General features: G+C 72.4%; 16 protein-coding genes, 1 tRNA gene and 1 pseudogene. 11 read left to right on the top strand and 7 right to left on the bottom strand.

Going from position 1 to position 20,181, the window contains the following annotated elements; genetic code table 11:
* The first annotated feature begins 137 nt into the window (after window positions 1–137).
* The 6 genes from ACZ6C1_RS22830 to ACZ6C1_RS22805 all read left to right on the top strand — a co-directional run bounded on the left by ACZ6C1_RS22830 (window position 138) and on the right by ACZ6C1_RS22805 (window position 9,863).
* Window positions 138–335, top strand: a complete 198-nt coding sequence (locus ACZ6C1_RS22830; RefSeq protein ID WP_469243076.1) for a hypothetical protein — start codon at window positions 138–140, stop codon at window positions 333–335.
* A gap of 276 nt (window positions 336–611) precedes the next feature.
* Window positions 612–3,497, top strand: a complete 2,886-nt coding sequence (gene topA, locus ACZ6C1_RS22825; protein ID WP_469243075.1) for a type I DNA topoisomerase — start codon at window positions 612–614, stop codon at window positions 3,495–3,497.
* Window positions 3,498–3,616: 119 nt separating this feature from the next.
* The gene (gene tmk, locus ACZ6C1_RS22820) at window positions 3,617–6,763 is read left to right on the top strand and encodes a dTMP kinase (RefSeq protein ID WP_469243074.1); all 3,147 of its coding nucleotides are present in this window, start codon (window positions 3,617–3,619) and stop codon (window positions 6,761–6,763) included.
* A 154-nt stretch (window positions 6,764–6,917) separates the two neighbouring features.
* Window positions 6,918–8,123 (top strand): DNA polymerase III subunit delta', encoded by a 1,206-nt coding sequence (locus ACZ6C1_RS22815; RefSeq protein ID WP_469243073.1) that lies wholly within the window; start codon window positions 6,918–6,920, stop codon window positions 8,121–8,123.
* Between the two features lie 53 nt (window positions 8,124–8,176).
* Window positions 8,177–9,715 carry an alpha/beta hydrolase gene (locus ACZ6C1_RS22810; protein WP_469243072.1) on the top strand — a complete coding sequence of 513 codons (1,539 nt, stop codon included), beginning with the start codon at window positions 8,177–8,179 and terminating at the stop codon, window positions 9,713–9,715.
* A 74-nt stretch (window positions 9,716–9,789) separates the two neighbouring features.
* Window positions 9,790–9,863, top strand: a tRNA-Thr gene (locus ACZ6C1_RS22805).
* Between the two features lie 144 nt (window positions 9,864–10,007).
* On the opposite strand, the gene ACZ6C1_RS22800 is transcribed toward ACZ6C1_RS22805, so the two are convergent.
* Window positions 10,008–10,643, bottom strand: a complete 636-nt coding sequence (locus tag ACZ6C1_RS22800; RefSeq protein WP_469243197.1) for a vitamin K epoxide reductase family protein — start codon at window positions 10,641–10,643, stop codon at window positions 10,008–10,010.
* Between the two features lie 128 nt (window positions 10,644–10,771).
* Entirely contained in the window at window positions 10,772–11,284 is a 513-nt protein-coding gene (locus ACZ6C1_RS22795) for a DUF5949 family protein (RefSeq protein WP_469243071.1), read from the bottom strand.
* 241 nt (window positions 11,285–11,525) lie between these two features.
* On the opposite strand from ACZ6C1_RS22795, the gene ACZ6C1_RS22790 reads away from it, so the two are divergent.
* Entirely contained in the window at window positions 11,526–11,921 is a 396-nt protein-coding gene (locus ACZ6C1_RS22790; RefSeq protein ID WP_469243070.1) for a tyrosinase family oxidase copper chaperone, read from the top strand.
* Entirely contained in the window at window positions 11,905–12,771 is an 867-nt protein-coding gene (locus tag ACZ6C1_RS22785; protein WP_469243069.1) for a tyrosinase family protein, read from the top strand. Before ACZ6C1_RS22790 ends, ACZ6C1_RS22785 begins: the two co-directional genes overlap by 17 nt.
* 73 nt (window positions 12,772–12,844) lie before the next feature.
* Here ACZ6C1_RS22785 and ACZ6C1_RS22780 read toward each other — a convergent pair whose 3' ends face one another.
* From ACZ6C1_RS22780 to ACZ6C1_RS22760, 5 genes are all read right to left on the bottom strand, one after another.
* Window positions 12,845–13,120, bottom strand: coding sequence for a chaplin (locus ACZ6C1_RS22780; protein ID WP_469243068.1), 276 nt, complete (start codon window positions 13,118–13,120; stop codon window positions 12,845–12,847).
* A gap of 164 nt (window positions 13,121–13,284) precedes the next feature.
* The gene (locus ACZ6C1_RS22775; protein WP_469243067.1) at window positions 13,285–13,809 is read right to left on the bottom strand and encodes a hypothetical protein; all 525 of its coding nucleotides are present in this window, start codon (window positions 13,807–13,809) and stop codon (window positions 13,285–13,287) included.
* Window positions 13,810–14,034: 225 nt separating this feature from the next.
* The gene (locus ACZ6C1_RS22770; protein WP_469243066.1) at window positions 14,035–14,313 is read right to left on the bottom strand and encodes a hypothetical protein; all 279 of its coding nucleotides are present in this window, start codon (window positions 14,311–14,313) and stop codon (window positions 14,035–14,037) included.
* 275 nt (window positions 14,314–14,588) lie between these two features.
* Window positions 14,589–15,320 carry a hypothetical protein gene (locus tag ACZ6C1_RS22765; protein ID WP_469243065.1) on the bottom strand — a complete coding sequence of 244 codons (732 nt, stop codon included), beginning with the start codon at window positions 15,318–15,320 and terminating at the stop codon, window positions 14,589–14,591.
* 283 nt (window positions 15,321–15,603) lie between these two features.
* Window positions 15,604–15,837 (bottom strand): chaplin, encoded by a 234-nt coding sequence (locus ACZ6C1_RS22760; RefSeq protein ID WP_469243063.1) that lies wholly within the window; start codon window positions 15,835–15,837, stop codon window positions 15,604–15,606.
* 452 nt (window positions 15,838–16,289) lie between these two features.
* Here ACZ6C1_RS22760 and ACZ6C1_RS22755 point away from each other — a divergent pair, with 452 nt between their 5' ends.
* The 3 genes and pseudogenes from ACZ6C1_RS22755 to ACZ6C1_RS22745 form a co-directional block, all read left to right on the top strand.
* Window positions 16,290–17,426, top strand: coding sequence for a glycosyltransferase (locus ACZ6C1_RS22755; RefSeq protein ID WP_469243061.1), 1,137 nt, complete (start codon window positions 16,290–16,292; stop codon window positions 17,424–17,426).
* Window positions 17,423–18,823 carry an exopolysaccharide biosynthesis polyprenyl glycosylphosphotransferase gene (locus ACZ6C1_RS22750; RefSeq protein ID WP_469243060.1) on the top strand — a complete coding sequence of 467 codons (1,401 nt, stop codon included), beginning with the start codon at window positions 17,423–17,425 and terminating at the stop codon, window positions 18,821–18,823. Before ACZ6C1_RS22755 ends, ACZ6C1_RS22750 begins: the two co-directional genes overlap by 4 nt.
* Window positions 18,823–20,085: pseudogene (locus tag ACZ6C1_RS22745) on the top strand (O-antigen ligase family protein); the annotation flags it as partial. The gene ACZ6C1_RS22750 and the pseudogene ACZ6C1_RS22745, both read left to right, overlap by 1 nt.
* Window positions 20,086–20,181 lie beyond the last annotated feature (96 nt).

Below are 20,181 nucleotides of genomic sequence, written 5' to 3'. Positions count from 1 at the left end.
CCCCGCGGCGGCGCCGCGTGGGTGAACGCGTGGTGCGTTCACCGTGCCGTTCACCCGCAATTCGCGCTCAGGATGCCCGGAGGTGTCAGCCTCCCCCTCGGGGCAACCAGGGGATCACCGAGGAACGGGGTACGGACATGGAGAGCGGACCGGCAATCTTCGCCGGCGCGGCGTTCACGCTGTTCGGCGCGGGGCTGCTGCTGTGGACCGCGACACGTGCGCTGCACCGGGCGCCGGTCGCGCTGGGCGTAAGTCCGCTGGCGGCGATCACGTTCGCGACCTCGATGGGAGCGGCTTTCCTCATCCTCGGGGTGTGGTGTTTCGGCCGCGCCTGACCGTGCGGCGGAACAGGGGGCTCCGGGTCCGGAAACGGGTCTGAAGGGAGTCCGGGCGGCAGGAATGCCCGGACTCGGGTTACCGTTCGAGTGGCCGTTGCGGTCTTTTGCCGTTTGACACGGGGGCGGGTTGTACCGTCACACTCCGCAGCGACAGCAGCGTAAGCAGCGCCAGAGCACAGCGTCACGGCAGTGCGCAGTGCGCAAGGAGTGCACGCGGTGGGACCACACCGCGCGGCACGCGCCACCGAGCGTCGACCGGAGAGAAGAGCGAAGTTGTCCCCGACCAGCGAGACCGCACAGGGCGGCCGCCGACTCGTCATCGTCGAGTCGCCTGCCAAGGCGAAGACGATCAAGGGCTACCTCGGCCCTGGCTACGTCGTCGAGGCGAGCGTCGGGCACATTCGCGACCTCCCCAACGGCGCCGCCGAGGTGCCCGAGAAGTACACCGGCGAGGTACGCCGTCTGGGCGTGGACGTCGAACACGACTTCCAGCCCATCTACGTCGTCAACGCGGACAAGAAGGCCCAGGTCAGGAAGCTCAAGGAGCAGCTGGCCGAGTCCGACGAGCTCTTCCTCGCCACCGATGAGGACCGCGAGGGCGAGGCAATCGCCTGGCACCTCATGGAAGTCCTCAAGCCCAAGGTCCCGGTCCACCGGATGGTCTTCCACGAGATCACCAAGGACGCGATCCAGGCCGCCGTCGCCAACCCGCGCGAGCTGAACAAGCGCATGGTCGACGCCCAGGAGACCCGCCGTATCCTCGACCGCCTCTACGGCTACGAGGTCTCGCCGGTCCTGTGGAAGAAGGTCATGCCCCGGCTGTCCGCCGGCCGTGTGCAGTCCGTCGCCACCCGCCTCGTCGTCGAGCGGGAGCGCGAGCGCATCGCGTTCCGCTCCGCCGAGTACTGGGACCTGACCGGCACGTTCGCCACCGGCCGCGCCGGTGACGCGTCCGATCCCTCGAACATCGTCGCCCGCCTGGCCACGGTCGACGGCCGCCGCGTCGCGCAGGGCCGCGACTTCGGCTCCGACGGACAGCTGAAGGCGTCCTCCGGCCAGGTCCTGCACCTGGACGAGGCGAACGCCCGCGCCCTCGCCGCCGCGCTCGCCGACACGTCGTTCAGCGTCCGCTCCGTCGAGTCGAAGCCGTACCGCCGCTCCCCGTACGCGCCCTTCCGCACCACCACCCTCCAGCAGGAGGCCAGCCGCAAGCTCGGCTTCGGTGCCAAGGCGACCATGCAGATCGCGCAGAAGCTGTACGAGAACGGCTTCATCACGTACATGCGTACGGACTCGACCACCCTGTCCGAGACCGCCGTCGCGGCGGCCCGGGCCCAGGTGACGCAGTTGTACGGTGCCGACTACCTGCCCGACACGCCGCGCGTGTACGCCGGCAAGGTCAAGAACGCGCAGGAGGCGCACGAGGCGATTCGCCCTTCGGGTGATCGTTTCCGCACGCCCGCGGAGACCGGCCTGACCGGTGACCAGTTCAAGCTCTACGAGCTGATCTGGAAGCGGACGGTCGCCTCCCAGATGAAGGACGCCGTCGGAAACTCCGTCACCGTCAAGATCGGCGGCCGGGCGAGCGACGGCCGGGACGCCGAGTTCTCCGCGTCCGGAAAGACGATCACCTTCCACGGCTTCATGAAGGCGTACGTCGAAGGCGCCGACGACCCGAACGCCGAGCTCGACGACCGTGAGCGCCGGCTGCCGCAGGTCGCCCGGGGCGACGCGCTGACCGCCGAGGAGATCACGGCGGACGGCCACGCCACCAAGCCGCCGGCCCGCTACACCGAGGCCTCGCTGGTCAAGGAGCTGGAAGAGCGCGAGATCGGCCGCCCGTCGACGTACGCGTCGATCATCGGCACGATCCTGGACCGCGGGTACGTCTTCAAGAAGGGCACGGCCCTCGTCCCGTCCTTCCTCTCCTTCGCCGTCGTCAACCTGCTGGAGAAGCACTTCGGCCGGCTCGTCGACTACGACTTCACCGCGAAGATGGAGGACGACCTCGACCGCATCGCGCGCGGCGAGGCGCAGGCCGTGCCGTGGCTGAAGCGGTTCTACTTCGGCGAGGGCGACGGCGCGGCGGCCGGGGGCGCCGCCGAGGCCGGCAACGGCGACGGCGACCACCTCGGCGGCCTGAAGGAGCTGGTCACCGACCTGGGCGCGATCGACGCCCGGGAGATCTCCTCCTTCCCCGTCGGCAACGGCATCGTGCTGCGGGTCGGCCGCTACGGCCCGTACATCGAGCGCGGCGAGAAGGACGCGGAGGGCCACCAGCGCGCCGACGTGCCGGAGGACCTGGCGCCCGACGAGCTGTCGGTCGAGCTGGCCGAGGAGCTGCTGGCCAAGCCGAGCGGCGACTTCGAGCTCGGTACGGACCCGGCGACCGGGCACCAGATCGTCGCCAAGGACGGCCGTTACGGCCCGTACGTCACGGAGGTCCTTCCCGAGGGCACCCCGAAGACCGGCAAGAACGCGGTGAAGCCGCGTACGGCCTCCCTCTTCAAGTCGATGACCCTCGACACGGTGACCCTGGAGGACGCGCTCCGCCTGATGTCGCTTCCCCGCGTCGTGGGCACCGACGCGGAGGGCGTCGAGATCACCGCCCAGAACGGCCGGTACGGCCCGTACCTGAAGAAGGGCACGGACTCGCGGTCGCTGGAGAACGAGGAGCAGCTCTTCAGCATCACGCTGGACGAGGCCCTGGCGATCTACGCCCAGCCGAAGCAGCGTGGCCGCGCCGCCGCCAAGCCCCCGCTGAAGGAGCTGGGCACCGACCCGGTCAGCGAGCGCCCGGTGGTCGTGAAGGACGGCCGCTTCGGTCCGTACGTCACGGACGGCGAGACGAACGCGACGCTGCGGACCGGCGACAGCGTGGAGACGATCACGCCCGAGCGCGGTTACGAGCTGCTGGCGGAGAAGCGGGCGAAGGGCCCGGCGAAGAAGACCGCCAAGAAGGCGGCGGCCAAGAAGGCCCCGGCGAAGAAGACCGCAGCGAAGACGACGACGGCCAAGAAGACGGCCGCGAAGAAGACGACCACGGCGAAGAAGACGACGGCGAAGAAGACGACGGCGAAGGCGACAACGGCGAAAAAGGCCACGGCGTCCAGGGCCTCGTCCGCCGCTTCGGCCTCCTCTGCCGCGTCGGACGACTGATCCCGGGAAGCCCCGGGCGCGCGCCGACTGCGCGCCACGGCGCCCCGGCCCTCCCGGGGCCGGGGCGTTTGTACGGGTGGGGACGACTGGGTGTCGGTCCGTCCGGATAGGCTGATGGGATGACGCGAGCCGAGCAGCCAACGGTCTTGAGCCCCACCTCAGACTCCGACGCCGCACTTGCCGCGGACTCCCGCGAGCGCGCCGTACGGGCTCTGTTGCGCACCCCGCCGCTGAGGCGGTTGTGGAGCGCGCAGCTCGTCGGCGGGATCGGTGACGCACTCGCCCTGCTCGTGCTGGTGCTGCTGGCGCTGCAGGCGGCGGTGGTCGAGGGAGCCTTCGGCGGCGGGTACCGGGGGGCGGCCTTCGCGGTCGCCGCGGTGTTCGGGGCGCGGATCCTGTCCACCTTCCTCTTCGGTGCCGTTCTGCTCGGCCCGCTGACGACGCTGACCGCCCCCAAGGGCCCGCTGGACCGCCGCTGGACCATGGTCGGTGCCGACGGCGTACGCGTCGGGCTGCTGGTCATCGCGCCGCTGTGGATCGACTGGATGCCCGACCAGGCCCTCGTGTTCCTCCTGGGGACCGCCTTCCTGGCCGGCGTCGCCGAGCGTTTCTGGACCGTGGCCAAGGAGGGCGCGGCCCCCGCGCTGCTGCCCGCCCCGCCGGCGGAGGGAGCCGCCGTACGGCCGCTGCCGGACCACATGGACGCCCTGCGGCGGCTGTCGCTGCGCACGAGCTTCGCCGCCATCCCCGGCGCGGCGGCCGCGCTCCTCGTCGCCACACTCGTCGGCAATGTGCTCGGGACGGGCATCGACTGGTTCACCACCCACCAGGCGGCCCTCGGTTCGTACGTCGCGGCCGGCCTGTTCGCGGCGTCCGTCTCCGTCCTGTACTTCCTGGAACTGCCCGACGCCCAGACCCCGCGCCCCCGCTCCCCGCTGGAGGGCCTGCGCCGCCCGTCGACCGGAAGCGGCGTCGACAAGGGCCGTACGGGGGCCATACCGCTGCTGGTGCTCGCGTGCGCCGCCGTCGCCGGAGCCGTCGCGTCCGCCACCGCCGTCGCGGCGCTGCACGGCAGCGACCTCGGCGGTGGGCCCGTCGCTTTCGCGCTCCTGGTGCTGGCGCTGATCGGCGGGACCGCCCTCGGCATCCGACGCGCTCCGTTCGTCCTGCCCGCCCTGTCCCGCCGCCGCCTGCTGGCGCTGGCGATCGCCGTCACGGGCGTCGCCCTGCTCGCCGTGGGCCTGGTGCCGGACACGGCGACCGTGCTGTTCATCGCGCTCGGCGCGGGATTCGCGGCCGGTGTGGCGGCCAACACCGGGCACACCCTGCTGGACCAGGAGACGGAGGAGTACCGGCGGCCGCGTCTCACCGAGCACCTCCACGCCGTCGTACGGGTCTCCATCGCGCTCGGCGCGCTGGCCGCCCCGCTGCTCGCCGCCGCCATCGGCCCGCACCGGCTCGCCGGCGGCGACTTCGTCTTCGCCCACGGCGGTGCCGCCTTCACGCTGATGCTGGTCGGCGCCCTGCTGCTGCCCGTCGCGGCGCTGGTACTGGCCAAGACCGACGACCGCTCCGGGGTGCCGCTGCGCCGCGACCTGCGCGACGCGCTGCGCGGCGCGGACCCGGCGCAGGCCCCGTCGAAGACCGGTTTCTTCATCGCACTGGAGGGTGGTGACGGGGCAGGCAAGTCCACGCAGGTGGAGGCGCTGGCCGAGTGGATCCGGGCCAAGGGCCACGAGGTGGTCGTCACGCGCGAGCCGGGCGCCACACCGATCGGCAAGCGGCTGCGCTCGATCCTCCTCGATGTGTCGAGCGCCGGGCTGTCCAACCGCGCGGAGGCCCTGCTGTACGCGGCCGACCGCGCCGAGCACGTCGACTCGCTGGTCCGCCCGGCCCTGGAGCGCGGCGCGATCGTCATCTCCGACCGGTACATCGACTCGTCCGTGGCCTACCAGGGCGCCGGCCGTGACCTGTCGCCGACCGAGATCGCCCGCATCTCGCGCTGGGCGACCAGCGGTCTCGTACCGCACCTGACCGTCCTGCTGGACGTCTCGCCGGAGACCGCGCGGGAGCGGTTCACCGAGGCACCGGACCGGCTGGAGTCGGAGCCGGCGGAGTTCCACCGGCGTGTACGGGCCGGATTCCTCGCCCTCGCGGCGGCGGACCCGGGCCGGTACCTGGTGGTGGACGCCGGCCAGGAGCCGGAGGCGGTCACCACCGTCGTACGCCACCGTCTCGACCAAATGCTGCCGCTCTCCGAGGCCGAGGTGAAGGCCATGGAGGAGGCGCGCAAGCGCGCCGAGGAGGAAGCCCGGCGCAAGGCCGAGGAAGAGGCGGCGCGCAAGGCCGAGGAGGAGCGCCTGGAGCGCGAGCGCCAGGAACAGCTCGCCAAGCTGCGCGCCGAGGAGGAGGAGCGCAAGCGCCGCGAGGAGGAGGAAGCGCGTCAGCGCGAGGCCGAGCGGCAGGCCGAGGAGGCAAGGCGGCGGGCGGAGGAGGCGCGCCGTCTCGCCGAGGAGGAGCGGCGGCGCCGCGAGGCCGAGGAGAAGGCCCGCCACGAGGAGCAGGAGCGGTTGCGCAAGCTCAAGGAGGAGCAGGAGCGGCTGCGGGCCGAGGCCGAGGCACGGCGCCTGGAGAAGCAGCGCAAGGCCGAGGAGGCCCTGCTGCGCGCCGAGGAGGCACGGCGTCTCGCGGAGGCTGCCGCCGCGGCGTCGGCTGCCGCGTCCGCCACCGAGTCCGCTGCCGAGATCACGGTGCCGACGCCGGTGGTGAACCCGGACCAGGAGACCCAGGAAGTCCCGGCCCCGCGCGTCAACATGCGCAAGGACGACGACGAGACGGCCCTCCTCCCGCGCGTCCGTGACGAGGCCGCGTCCCCTGCCGCCGACGAGACGGCCGTGCTGCCTCCCGTACGGGACGTCCAGGACGCCGGGCGGGCCGATGACGAGACGACCGTTCTGCGGCCGGTGCGCGACAGCGGCCCGGCCGCGCCCTCGGACGCCGAGGAGACGGCCGTCCTCCCGCCCGTGCGGGACGGGGGGCCTGCCGACCGCGTGCCGCCGGGCTTCTTCCGGGACGAGGAGCCCGACAGGCCGGGCCCCGAGCGGACCCGTGAGCTGCCGCAGGTCGACGAGCAGGGCAGGCCGAGGCGCCGCTCGGACTGGGCGGAGGAGACCCCGCTGGACGACCTGCCGACCCTCGCGGACGAGTTGCTCGGCCCGCACGACGACGAGGACTACGGACGCGGGGACGGCCGCCGCCGGTCCTGACGGAGCCGGGTGCTGACGGCCCGGTGGCCCGGCGCCCGCCGTCGGACCTCTGCTGTCAGACCCCTGCCCCACAATGGAACCCGCACCGGGCAGCCGGATCACGAACCACACCGGGAAGCCGGACCGAGACACGTACGCAGGAAGGCGGTGACCCATGCCCGTGTGGGACGACCTGGTCGGCCAGGACCGGATCCAGGAGCAGTTGCGCGCCGCCGCCCGCGACGCCGACGCGCTCGTCACCGCCGACGCGGGCGGCACCGCACCGCCCGACGCGTCGAAGATGACGCACGCGTGGCTGTTCACCGGCCCGCCCGGCTCCGGGCGCACCACCGCCGCCCGGGCCTTCGCCGCGGCACTGCAGTGCGTCAGCCCCGACCGGGCGCTCGGCGGCGAACCGGGCTGCGGGTTCTGCGACGGCTGCCACACGGCCCTGGTGGGCACGCACGCGGACGTCTCGACGGTCGCCGCCGTGGGCACCCAGATCCTGGTCGACGACATGCGGGACACGGTCCGCAAGTCGTTCACGTCACCCGCGAACGGGCGCTGGCAGGTCATCCTCGTCGAGGACGCCGAGCGGCTGAACGAGAAGTCGGCCAACGCCGTCCTGAAGGCCGTGGAGGAGCCGGCTCCGCGCACGGTGTGGCTGTTGTGCGCACCGTCCATCGAGGACGTCCTGCCCACCATCCGCTCCCGCTGCCGTCACCTCACCCTGCGCACGCCGCCGGTCGAGGCCGTCGCCGACGTCCTGATCCGGCGCGACGGCATCGAGCCGGAGGCCGCGTACGCCGCCGCCCGCGCCACCCAGGGCCACATCGACCACGCCCGTCGCCTGGCCACCGACGAGCGCGCCCGGGCCCGCCGGGCGACGGTCCTCAAGGTGCCCCTGCGGGTGGCGGACATCGGCGGCTGCCTCAAGGCGGCCCAGGAGCTGATCGACGCGGCGTCCGAGGACGCCAAGGAGGTCGCCGAGGGAACCGACGTCAAGGAGACCGAGGAGCTGAAGGCGGCGCTGGGCGGCACCCCCGGCGGCCGGATGCCGCGCGGCACGGCGGGTGCGATGAAGGAGCTGGAGGACAAGCAGAAGCGCCGCCGGACCCGTACCCAGCGCGACAGCCTGGACCTGGCGCTCGGCGAGCTGACGAGCTTCTACCGTGACGTGCTGGCGCTCCAGCTCGGCGCGGGCACGGCACTGGCGAACGAGGACGTGCGCGACGCGCTGGACCGGATCGCCCGCGAGTCGACACCGGAGCGGACCCTGCGCCGGATCGAGGCGGTCCTCGCCTGCCGCGAGGCCATGGACCGCAATGTGGCTCCCCTGCTCGCGGTGGAGGCGATGACGATGGCCCTCCGCCAGGGGTAACCCGTACGGGTGGCCACGGCCACAAAGCGTGATCAGACGGATACTCTCCGGGGATGGACTCCAGCCGTCTGCTCCGCACGTCCGCCGTCACCGCCTCGCTCCTCGGCCTGCTCCTGGCCGGCTGCACGGAGGGGGGCTCCACCCCTGCCGCCTCCGCCCAGGCGTCGGCCTCGATCGCCTCGGCCGAGCGGCTCAAGGCGTACTACGGCCAGCGGCTGACCTGGCACGCATGCGGCGCCCCCGGTTTCGAGTGCGCCACCATGAAGGCCCCGCTCGATTACGCCGACCCGGACGGCGAACAGATCAAGCTCGCCGTGTCCCGCGCCAAGGCCACCGGTCCCGGCAAGCGCCTGGGCTCGCTGCTGGTCAACCCGGGCGGCCCGGGCGGTTCGGCGGTCGGCTACCTCCAGGGGTACGCGGGCGTCGGGTACCCGGCCCCCGTCCGGGCCCGTTACGACATCGTCGCCGTCGACCCGCGCGGCGTGGCCCGCAGCGAGCCGGTCCACTGCCTCGACGGCCCGCAGATGGACGCGTACACCCAGGTGGACCAGACCCCGGACGACGGGGCCGAGACCGCACGCCTCGCCGCCTCCTTCAAGAGCTTCGCGGCCGGCTGCCAGAAGCGCTCCGGCCGGATCCTGCCCCACGTCTCGACCGTCGAGACCGCCCGTGACATGGACATCCTCCGCGAGGTGCTGGGCGACAAGCGGCTGAACTTCGTCGGCGCCTCGTACGGCACGTTCCTCGGCGCGACGTACGCCGAGCTGTTCCCCTCCCGCACCGGGCGGCTCGTCCTGGACGGCGCGATGGACCCGTCCCTGCCGACCGCCGAGCTCAACCGCGACCAGACGGCCGGTTTCGAGACCGCCTTCCGTTCCTTCGCCGCCGACTGCGTCGAGCAGTCCGACTGTCCGCTGGGCACCGGGTCGCCCACCGCCGCGGCCGCCCGCCTCAAGGCGTTCTTCGCCGCGCTCGACGAGCAGCCCATCCCCACCGGCGAGAGCCGCGAGCTCGGCGAGGCCCTCGCCACCACGGGCGTGATCGCCGCCATGTACGACGAGTCCGCCTGGCCGCAGCTGCGTGAGGCCCTCACCCGCGCCATGGGCGGCGAGGGATCCGCCCTCCTGGCCCTCGCCGACAGCTACTACGAGCGCGAGGAGGACGGCACGTACTCGAACCTGATGTACGCCAACGCCGCCGTGAACTGCCTCGACCAGCCGCCCGCCTTCACCAGCCCCGAGCAGGTCGCCGCCGCCGTCCCGTCCTTCGAGAAGGCCTCCTCCGTCTTCGGCGAGGGACTGGCCTGGGCATCGCTGAACTGCGCGTACTGGCCCACCAAGGCCACCGGCGCCGCCCACCGCATCGAGGCCGCCGGTGCCGCCCCCATCGTCGTCGTCGGCACCACCCGCGACCCCGCCACCCCCTACAAGTGGGCCCAGTCCCTCGCCGCCCAGCTCTCCTCCGGCACGCTCCTGACCTACGAGGGCGACGGCCATACGGCATACGGCCGTGGCAGCGACTGCATCGACACCGCCATCAACACCTACCTCCTCGACGGCACGGTCCCCCCGCCCGGCAAGCGCTGCCGCTGACGCGTGTGCGAAGCACCCCCCGGACCTGTGTAGACTTGTCCCCGCTGCTGCACCCGACAGGGATCGCACGGCATGCCGCCTTAGCTCAGTTGGCCAGAGCAACGCACTCGTAATGCGTAGGTCTCGGGTTCGAATCCCGAAGGCGGCTCAGAGAAAAACCCCAGGTCGGACACTCTCGACCTGGGGTTTTTGTTGCGCCGTTCCCGACTGGCCGCAGAGGCGGCGCCGCGGTCGGCTCCGGTCGGGGTCAGCCCCGTGGCCGGCTCGGGTCGCGGTCGGCCCGTGTCGCCGGTCAGCCGGTCCAGAAGTCCCACCAGCGGGTCAGGATCAGCATCCCGATGATCCCGGTGTGCAGGACGGGCGGCACCCAGGCGAACTCGTCCAGGAAGCCGCGCACCGCGCGCGGGGCCGGCAGGAGGCCGTTGCGTACGGTGTGGGAGGTCACGCACCAGAACATGACCAGCGTCGCGATCCATGCGGAACAGCACCACAGGCAGAGCGCGTTGATCTCGTAGAGCGACTGGTGCATCAGCCAGGTGCAGAAGCCGACCCCGAACAGCGTCCCGGCGTTCAGCCCCAGCCAGTACCAGCGCCGCAGCCGCGCCCCCGCCAGAAGCGCGGCGCCGATGGCGACGACCATGCCGTAGGTGACGAGCCCCAGCATCGGGTTGGGGAAGCCGAAGACGGCGGCCTGGTCGCTCTTCATGATGTTGCCGCAGGAGACGACCGGGTTCAGGCTGCAGCCCGGGGTGAAGTTCGGGTCCTCCAGCAGCTTGAACTTGTCGAGCGTGATCACCCACGCCGCGAGCAGTCCCGCCGCGCCCGTGACCACCAGCGTCCAGGCGAACGCCCGGCCCGCACCGACCGTCGTGTCCTGCTCGGGCTCCTCGTTCCGGGCGAGGGAAGCCTCGTCCTTCACGCGCGTCATCGTCATGGCGGCGACGTTACACGCGGAATCCTTTCATTGCGGTTTTACCCGTTTTCTTCCACCGAAACGAGGGAAGGCCCCGGCGCCAGGTCAACACGCCTGCTGCCGGGGCCCCTTCGGTCGATGGGTCAGGTGCGCACCCGGCGCACGGGCAGCAGGCAGTGGGCGCTGCGCGCCACCATCTCCTCGTCCGCGAGGAACGCCCGAAGCTGCTCCTCGCTGACCGGCTTGCCCTGCACCGCCTCGGGCCACGGGCGCAGCGAGCAGATGAGATAGGCCTTGCCGCTCTCGTGGGCGGCCTTCTCCCACTGCGGCGGCACCGGGCACTGCACCCTCATGAACGGCAGGTTGAGCACCGCCTGTTCGGCCTCCACCAGCAGTGTGACCGGGATCCGGGTCTCGCGGGAGAGGTCCGTCACCTTGTCGCCGATCGACAGGCCGATCTTCTCCAGCTGGTCGCGCAGTGCCTCCGACCCGGCCTCGGGACCGTCGCTGCCGTCCCCGAGCGAGTACACCATCAGGAACGGCGTCACGGGCGAGTCGGAGTCGGCCTCGGGCTCATTGGTCCAGGGGATGACGGTGAGGGTGCCCAGAGGGGATTCCTGCTGCCCAGGCGTTGCGGCGGTCGTGGAAGAGGTCATGCTGCCGGATGGTACTGCCGTCTTACGGAGCCTTCGGGCTGGTTTTCACCCGTTCAGCCGATATGCCCGGGCGGTGATTCACCTGGCCGGGTAATGGAATGCGGTTACACCGTCCGGAACACCAACGGATACACCCCTCCCGGGCACACCCTCCGGACACACCCCGGACACACCCTCCGGAACGGTTCGCGAGCAGGATCGTTTGCCCGGGGGAGCCACGACGACCAGGGGAGCCCGATCGATGAGCGTCGCACAGTCGTTGTCCCGTCTCCTCCCGCGCCGGCGCGCCGTATTGCGGGCGCTGTTCACGCTGACCGTCTCCGCGTTCACCGGCGGCGCGCTCGCCCATGTCGCCACCACGCGCCCCGAAGGCGCGGGAGACAAGAACGCCGACGGGGCCGACGAGATGTACAAGGGCCGGCACATCCGGGTCGTCCCCCCGGTGGCAGGGGCGCGGTACGACGTACGGATCGACGGGAGACCGCTGCACCTGATGCGGTGCGCCGACGGCGGCTATCTCACGCCCGTCGACCACTACCAGTCGTACCCGACACCTCTCGCCGCCGCGCGCGCCGCCGTGGACGAGCTGGGCTCCGCCCGACTGGCCCCAGGAGGACACCATGGTGTACGTCCGTAAGAACCAGCGCGACCTGACCTCCGCCGAGCGGAAGAAGTTCGTCAGCGCGGTACTGGCACTCAAAAGGAGCGGCCGGTACGACGACTTCGTCCGTACACACATCGAGTACTACAACGCGGACGGCGAGGACGACCTGCGGGTCGCGCACATGGCGCCGTCCTTCCTGCCGTGGCACCGCCAGTACCTGCTGGACTTCGAGCGTGCCCTCAGGCGCGTCGACCCGACGGTGACCGTCCCCTACTGGGACTGGACCCGAGACAACACCCCGGCCGCGTCCCTGTGGGGCGAGGACTTCATGGGCGGCAACGGCCGGCGCGGCGACCACCAGGTGATGACCGGGCCCTTCGCGTACGCCAGGGGGGACTGGCCGATCACGGTCGGCGTGACCGAAAGTCCCTTCCTCACCCGTGACTTCGGCAACCCGGCCAACCCCATCGGCCTGCCGACCGAGCGGGAGCTCGCCCGCGCGACCGCGGAAAGCGTCTACGACTCCGCCCCTTGGGACTCCACCAGCCGAACCGGCTTCCGCAACGCCCTCGAAGGGTGGACCCGTGCGAGCGGCAACGGCCGCTGGCGCAACCACAACCGTGTCCACCGATGGGTCGGCGGCCTGATGCTCGGCGGCGCGTCGGTCAACGACCCGGTCTTCTGGCTGCACCACTCCTTCATCGACCTGATCTGGTCGCGCTGGCAGCGGAAGAACCCCCGGGCCGCCTACCTGCCCGCCACCCCGCCCCCGCCGGGCTCCGCCCAGTACCGGCGGGTCGTCGCCCGGGACGAGCCGATGCCGCCGTTCGAGGTCACCCCCGCCGACGTAGCCGACCACCACCGCGTCTACCGCTACGCGTAACGGCGCGCCCGGCAAGCGGAACGGCCCCCCGGCGGTGAGCCGGGGGGCCGGACGCGGGGGTACGCGCGGTGGTTCAGTGGCCGTAGCCCTTGTGGTCCTTCTTGTGGCCGTCGACGTTCGCGCACTGGTTGCCGAACGCGGGGTTCAGCAGACCGATGATGTCGATGGTGTTGCCGCACAGGTTGATCGGGATGTGGATCGGGACCTGGACCGCGTTGCCGGAGATGACACCGGGGGACTCGACGGCAGCGGCGTCGGACCGTGCGTCGGCGACGGCCAGGCCGGTTCCGCTGAGGGCGACAGCGCCCGTGCCGACGATGACGGCGGCAGCCTTCGCGATGCGAGACATCAAAATCTCCTTGTACGTGGAAATCGGACCGCGGACCTGCGGTCGTCACTCCCCTACAACGCCGCTCGTCAGGCCGGGTAACGGCCGCGCCACTCCAACAGCCGGTCGCGGCACAGGGTTCCCTCATTCGGACGCGGGGAGCGGGGGGAAGGGCGAGGGTGCGGTCAGTTCTTCGGCTGTGCCAGGCCCAGCGACGAGTCGAGCGCTCCGGTGACGGTCGGTGCCAGGAAACCGGCCTGCGGCAGTTCGACGCCCGGCAGGCCGAGCGACTCGGCGCGCGGCAGGGTGACGGGGGAGCCCAGGATCGCGCCCGGGGTGGTCGCCTGCACCTCGGAGGCGGGGGCCGCGACCAGGGCCCGGCCCGACGGCTCACCCTCGACGACGTCCGGCAGCGGGGCGCTGACCAGCGTCTCCGGGACGCCCGCCGTGACCGGGAGCTGCGGCAGCATCAGCGGCTGCACCTTGCCCTCCCCGTGCCCGGTGAGCCCCATGGGCGCGCCCGGGAGCGGGATGGGAACGCCGGTACGCAGCGTCGGCGTCTCGGTGGGGAGTACGGTGCCGAGTCCGTGCAGCGGTACGTCCACCGGTGCGACGGGGACGGCGGCGGCCGCCTCGGCGGGTGACGCCATCGCCGCCGACGCGAGGCAGCTGACGACGATCCCCATGCCGGCCTGATATTTCCGGTTCATTGCTGCGTACGCCTTCCGGGGCTGTGAGTACGGTGTTGCCCAAAAGAACGAGCACGCGCCGAAAAACGCGTCAGAATTCGCCTGGTTGCAGCAATGTCGAAGCCCCGGTGTTGACGGCCGAGCACGCCGAAAGGCCGACGGAAACGTCATTGTTTCCCGTCGGCCCCGGCAGCGTCGCGTACGCGTAGTGCATTCCCGGCCGTTGCCGGGTTTTTTGTGGGCGTGTTACTTGCCCAGCGGCAGCCCGCCCAGGAGGGGCTGCGCGGTGTCCTTCGCGGGCTCCAGTCCACCGGCGGCGCCCTGCACCTTGTCGACGGCCTTGCCGTCGGTCACTTTGCCGACCGCGTCGGTCGGAACCGCCTCGGTCAGACCGCGCTTGCCCAGGGCTTCGACTCCTCCGTTGAGGCTGGACGGGGTGAGGCTGTCGACGGCGAAGGCCGGCGCGGCCGCGCCCAGAGCCATCACGGAACCGGCGACGACCGCAGCAACCTTGGTGGGCTTCATTGGAGTGAGTCCTTCCTGGAATGGCGTCTGTTCGCTGCAACTCGCGCGCTCCACAGGCCACTTGGAGCCACCTGTGCAGTGCTCTGCCTTCTGTAACGAGACCTCCGCGTGGGGGAAACTCCGCGAGCCCGGAATTCTCGGCACTGCACCCGAACGATACGAACTCGTCCTATTCTCCGATCGGTATGAGGAGCAAGGCCGACGGCCGTGTCGGCTCAGCGGGGGGACTGAGGCGGCACGGCCGTCGGTGCGTGGGACGCGATGGGGCGCGGGGCCTAGCGCTCGGCGGTCACCGGCGCCGGCTGGGAGGTGGCCGGGAGCGTGGTCGCGGGGAGCGTGCTCACGCCCGTCGCCGGTGTGCCGGTCATCTTGGTGACGTCCCGCATGATGATGTCCATCAGGGTCTTGGTCGCGGCCTGCACCTGGGACGCCGAGGTGACCGCCTGACCCTTGACCGCGGAGGCGACCAGGTCGTCGATGGCCTTGTCCATGGCGGCCAGGGCCTTGTCCATGTCCGCGTCCGCGGTGTCCAGGGATTCCATGGCGTCCATGGAGCCCGCGGAGTTGATGGAGTCCAGGGAGTTCACGGAGTCCATGGGGTCCAGGGGGGTGTCGTCGGCCGCCGTCCCGGTGCCGGCGGTGCCGGTGGTCCCGGTCGTGCCCGTCGTACCGGTCGTGCCGGTGGTCCCGGTCGTGCCGGAGGTGTTGGTCTTGGATTCGGCCGCCGCCTTCTTCAAGGCCTCGATGGCGGCCGTGAGGTCCTTCATCTGCTGGTTCGTCTCACCAGCGGGGAGTGTCTGGGTGCTGCTCGTGCCCGCTACGGTGCCGAGCACGGAGTCGAGCACGTCGCCGATCGAGCCGAGGATGTCGCCGATGTCCTCCGGCGCCTTGGCCCCCTGCTCGGCGGCGTGGGAGGTGGAGTGGGCGAGTGCGGGTCCCGCCGTACCGAGTGTGAGCGCGGCACAGAGTGCGGTGACCGCCACGCGGCGGGGTGTCAGGAGACGCATGCCTTGTCCTTCCAGTGATGCGTCGGAACGTGACATCACCGTGAGTCCGCTCATTGCGACCCGCAAACGCATGCGTGACAAATGCGCATGGGCCCGATGGGTGAATCGGGCCGCCTGACCTGCCGGGAAGAGTGCCCGACGCTCCGTCACCTGATCATGGTGACGCGCCGCCGATGGAGTGGCCCGCCCGTCCCTTTCGCGCTCACGCAGAAGTGCGCCATCCCCGGAGGGATGGCGCACTGTCGTCACGCCCGGCTGTCGTGCGCGCGAAGCGCCGCGTGCGTCAGTCGTTGATGCAGACGTTGCCGAAGGTCGGGTTCAGCGCACCGATGATGTCGATGGTGTTGCCGCACAGGTTGATCGGGATGTGGATCGGCACCTGGACCACGTTGCCGGAAATGACACCGGGGGACTTCACGGCCGCGGCATCCGCGTCGGCGTGCGCGACGCCGGTGGCACCGACGACGGACGCGGCGACGGCGGAGGTCAGGACGGCTGCCTTCGCGATACGGGACATGGTGACGAACTCCTAGGTCGATGAGGCACAGCGGCCGACGTGGCCGGCTACACCAACAACGCCCCAGAATTTCGCCGGTTGCGCGACCGAATGGGTGACGCGCCCGCCGGAAGCCCGCGCGCGACACGCCGCCCCGCCAACGCGGCGTGAAAATCGGGAAGTTGCTCCGGCGGTGTTTCGCATGCTTCTGGTCGTGTTTGCTGAGTTATAACGTACATCTCGCTGGACGCGGTCCTCACTCGTCAAAGCGGAGAACCAGTATGGGGAATTCAGAGGTTCTTGCAGTGCGGGCGCGCCCGAATAACACGCGCCGCTGACATTCGCCCGCGCACCGGAAAGCGCATGTCCCGCCGACCCCGCCAGTCCCGTCGAATCCGCCGGAACCCTCACTGCCGCCCGCTTCCCAGAAAGCTTCGTAGAAAGGGTCACGCGTGCGTCCCCCATTCACCGCATTGCATGTTGTCCAGCCGGGTGACGGCGGGGTGGCCCGCGTGGTCGTCGACGTGGTCGGCGCGCAGCTGGACCTGGGAATGCGGGTCGCCGTCGCCTGCCCGCCCGGCACGCCGCTGGCTCTCGCGGTCGACGCGTGCGGGGCGGACGTGCACCCGTGGCCGGCGGGCCGCGAGCCGGGGCCGCGGCTGGTCGCCGAAAGCCGCCGGATCGCCGCGCTGGTGAATCACGTACGCCCCGACCTGGTGCACGCGCACAGTGCGAAGGCCGGGCTTGCCGCCCGGATCGCCGTACGCGGCCGGGTGCCCACCGTGTACCAGCCGCACGCCTGGTCGTTCGAGGCGGTCGACGGGGTGACCGGTGCCCTCGCCAGGGGGTGGGAGCGCTGGGCCGCCCGCTGGACCGACCGGGTCATCTGCGTCAGCGAGGCGGAACGGCGGCGCGGCGAACACGCGGGGGTCCGGGCGCCCTGGACGGTCGTCCACAACGGTGTGGACGCCCAGCGGTTCCGCGCCGGACCGGGCCGGGCCGACGCCCGCGCCGCGCTCGGGCTGCCCGCCTCGGCACCGCTCGTGGTGTGCGTGGGGCGGCTGTGCCGGCAGAAGGGCCAGGACACGCTCCTGGAGGCATGGCCCGCCGCCCTCGACCGCGTACCGCACGCCCGGCTCGTCCTCGTCGGCGACGGCCCCGCTGCCGGGGCGCTGCGCAGCGCCGCCCGGCTGACCACCGCCGGACACTCGGTCACCTTCGCCGGTGCCGTCCCCGACCCCGCGCCCTGGTACCGGGCCGCCGACCTGGTCGTCCAGCCGTCGCGCTGGGAGGGCATGGCCCTCGCGCCGCTGGAGGCCATGGCGGGCGGCCGGACCGTCCTCCTCACCGACGTGGACGGCGCCCGGGAGAGCCTGCCGCCGGGCCACGAGACGTACTGCCTGGTCCGCCCCGACGACCCGGCCGCCCTCGGTGCCGCACTCGCCCGCCTCCTCCAGCGGCCCGTCCTCCGGGAGGCCCTGGGCCGCCAGGCCCAGCAGCACGTGCTGCGGCACTTCGACGTGCGGCGTGCCGGCGCGGCCATCGCGGACGTGTACCGCGAGGTGACCGCCACGCCACGCCACGAGCTCAGGGAGCCGATCTCCCAGTGACCACGGAAAGCACCAGCCCGGCCACCACCACGGTCGTCCCGCCCCGAGGTGCGGCGGACCGGGTCGCCCTGCCACCACGCCGCCCGGTGCCCGCGCCGGCCTTCGTCTCCTCCCTGGTCGCCGCAGACTGCGTCGCCGTCCTGTTCGCCGCGCTGGTGCTCGACCCCGAGCAGCGCAGCGCCGCCCTGCTGATGCAGCTCACCGCGTGCCTGGCCGCGCTCAACGGGTACGCCGGCCTCTACCGGCCCGGCGCCGTCGCCTCGGTACTCGACGAGCTGCCCACCCTCGCCGGGAGGGCGGCCGTCGCGTGGTGCGCCGCCGCCGCGCTGCTCGCCGCGCAGTCCGCGCAGCGCGCCATCGGCCCGGCAGCGCTGGCCGCCGCGTACGCCGTCCACCTGGGCCTCGTGTGCGGGTGCCGTGCCGTCCTGCACCACCGGCGCCGTGCCGCGTCCCGCGCGCACCCGCGCTCCGCGCTCGTCATCGGCTCCGCCACCGCCGCGCAGCGGCTGGCCGAGACCCTCGCCAGGCACCCCGAGTACGGCATGCGCCCGGTCGGCATCGTCACCACCCACCGCCCACCGGCCCCGGCCGAATCGTCACTGCCGGTGCTGACGACCCCCGAGGAGATCCACCGGGCCGTCATCCAGAACACCGTGCGCGACGCGGTGTTCGCCGGAGGCGAGCAGCCCGACCTCGTGGCGCTGCTGCGCCACTACGGCTGCGCCGGCTGGCTGGTCGGCGGCACCGGGGGCGGCATGCCGATGGGCCAGCACCTGTGGGGCCACGCCTGCCGGCGCCTGGAGGCGCCGCCCGCGCACCGGGGCCGGCTGCCCAAACGGATCCTCGACGTCACGGTCGCCGGGCTCATGCTCGCCGCCCTCTCGCCGCTCCTGCTGCTGTGTGCGGCGGCGATCCGGCTGTCGGACGGCCCCGGCGTGATCTTCCGTCAGGAGCGCGTCGGCCAGGACGGCCGGCTGTTCACCCTGCTGAAGTTCCGTACGCTGCGGCCCGCCGACGACGAGGAGGCCGCGACCCGCTGGAGCGTCGCCCACGACGAGCGGATGAGCGTCGTCGGAACGTTCCTGCGGCGTACCTCGCTCGACGAGCTGCCACAGCTCTGGAACGTGCTCCGCGGCGACATGAGCCTGGTCGGCCCGCGCCCCGAACGCCCCTACTTCGTCGACAGGTTCAGCCGCGTCCACCCCGGTTACGCGGCCCGCCACCGGATGCCCGTCGGGCTGACCGGGCTCGCGCAGGTGCACGGGCTGCGCGGCGACACCTCCATCGAGGACCGGTGCCGCTTCGACAACCACTACATCGACCACTGGTCGCTCTGGCAGGACGTGTGCATCCTGCTGCGTACGGCGGCCTCGCTGATCCGCCCGGCGGGCAGCTGATGCCGGTACGCAAGTGGGCACCGCTGGTGCCGTTGCTCGCCGTCGTCGCGCTGCTCGCCGTCCCGCCGCCGCGCGGCTCCTCCGGCACCGGCACGGTGGCGGACGCCGCGTCCGCCGTGCTGGTCGTCTTCTGCGCGGTACGGGTGGTCCGGGACCGGGCACGGCCGCTGTCGCGGACGGCGGCCGTCGTACTGGGCCTGCCCGTGCTCGGCATCTGCGGCGCGGCCGTCGCGTCCCACGACCCGGCGGCGAGCCTGCCGGGCGTCGCCCGCTACCTCCAGGTCTTCGTCCTCGTACCGGCGGCCGTGGTGCTGCTGGTACGCGACCGGCGGGACTTCGCCGTGGTCGCCTGGTCGGTGATCGGCCTCGCACTGGTGCAGGGGTCGGTGGGGGTGGTGCAGCACCTGACCGGCACGGGCGCCTCGTACATGGGGGAGGACGTCCGGGCCGTCGGGACGTTCGGGGCGACGGACGTGATGGGCATGGCGACGGCCGTCGCGTACGGGATCGTCGCGGCCGCCGGGATCGCGCTCGGGTCGCCGGGGCGGCGGGCCAGGGCGTGGGCCCTGGCCTGCGGCGGGTTGCTCGTCGTGCCGCTGGTCGTGTCGTTCAGCCGGGGCGCGTGGATCGCGACGGTGGCCGCGTGCGCGCTGCTCCTCGCTCTGTGCGGGGTGCGGCGGGCCGTGCGGGTGGGCCTGGCGGCGGGCGCCCTGGGCGTGGTCCTGGTGGCCGGGCTGGGCGTCGGTTCGCAAGCGGTCCAGGAACGGGTGGCGAGCATCTCGCAGGTCACGGCAGCCCCGGACCGGTCGGTCACCGACCGGTACACCATGTGGGCCGCGGCGGCCGGGATGTGGCGCACCGAACCGCTCACGGGCGTCGGGCTCAAGGGCTTCCCCCACTACCGGGACAGCCACGCCTCGCTGGCCCTGTCGTCGGGCAGCGACACGGCGGGCGCGGGCAGCGGCTTCAAGCGGCAGCCCCTGCTGTCGCCGCACAACATGTACCTGCTGGTCCTCGGCGAGCAGGGGCTGCTGGGCCTGCTGACGGTCGCGGGCAGCTGGCTCGCCCTGCTGGCGTGCGCGCTACGGCGCCTGGCGGACACCCGTGGGGACGGCCTGGAGTGCGCCCTGGTCGCGGTGGGCCTGCTGGTCTGGCAGCTCGTCGACTTCGCGTACGCGGACATCGGCGGCCCCGCGACGGTCCTCACGGCCCTGGTGCTGGGCCTGGCGGCGTGGTGGTCCTTCGCCCCGCCCCGGCCGGCGGCGACCGCGTACCCGTCCGGCCTCCGGGGCGACCCGCCCCCGCACCCTCGCCCCCCGGCCCCCTGGGCGCCCCCCGCCACGGCCCCGGGCACCGGC

This window comes from Streptomyces sp. NPDC041796, assembly GCF_055590785.1.
This window is presented reverse-complemented; position numbering and strand designations above follow the sequence as displayed.

What these genes read in the sequence shown, in the direction of transcription:
- ACZ6C1_RS22830 (WP_469243076.1), top strand. Translation starts at nt 138, where the DNA reads ATGGAGAGCGGACCGGCAATCTTCGCCGGCGCGGCGTTCACGCTGTTC.
- tmk (WP_469243074.1), top strand. Translation starts at nt 3,617, where the DNA reads ATGACGCGAGCCGAGCAGCCAACGGTCTTGAGCCCCACCTCAGACTCC.
- ACZ6C1_RS22815 (WP_469243073.1), top strand. Translation starts at nt 6,918, where the DNA reads ATGCCCGTGTGGGACGACCTGGTCGGCCAGGACCGGATCCAGGAGCAG.
- ACZ6C1_RS22810 (WP_469243072.1), top strand. Translation starts at nt 8,177, where the DNA reads ATGGACTCCAGCCGTCTGCTCCGCACGTCCGCCGTCACCGCCTCGCTC.
- ACZ6C1_RS22800 (WP_469243197.1), bottom strand. Translation starts at nt 10,643, where the DNA reads ATGACGCGCGTGAAGGACGAGGCTTCCCTCGCCCGGAACGAGGAGCCC.
- ACZ6C1_RS22795 (WP_469243071.1), bottom strand. Translation starts at nt 11,284, where the DNA reads ATGACCTCTTCCACGACCGCCGCAACGCCTGGGCAGCAGGAATCCCCT.
- ACZ6C1_RS22790 (WP_469243070.1), top strand. Translation starts at nt 11,526, where the DNA reads ATGAGCGTCGCACAGTCGTTGTCCCGTCTCCTCCCGCGCCGGCGCGCC.
- ACZ6C1_RS22785 (WP_469243069.1), top strand. Translation starts at nt 11,905, where the DNA reads ATGGTGTACGTCCGTAAGAACCAGCGCGACCTGACCTCCGCCGAGCGG.
- ACZ6C1_RS22780 (WP_469243068.1), bottom strand. Translation starts at nt 13,120, where the DNA reads ATGTCTCGCATCGCGAAGGCTGCCGCCGTCATCGTCGGCACGGGCGCT.
- ACZ6C1_RS22775 (WP_469243067.1), bottom strand. Translation starts at nt 13,809, where the DNA reads ATGAACCGGAAATATCAGGCCGGCATGGGGATCGTCGTCAGCTGCCTC.
- ACZ6C1_RS22770 (WP_469243066.1), bottom strand. Translation starts at nt 14,313, where the DNA reads ATGAAGCCCACCAAGGTTGCTGCGGTCGTCGCCGGTTCCGTGATGGCT.
- ACZ6C1_RS22765 (WP_469243065.1), bottom strand. Translation starts at nt 15,320, where the DNA reads ATGCGTCTCCTGACACCCCGCCGCGTGGCGGTCACCGCACTCTGTGCC.
- ACZ6C1_RS22760 (WP_469243063.1), bottom strand. Translation starts at nt 15,837, where the DNA reads ATGTCCCGTATCGCGAAGGCAGCCGTCCTGACCTCCGCCGTCGCCGCG.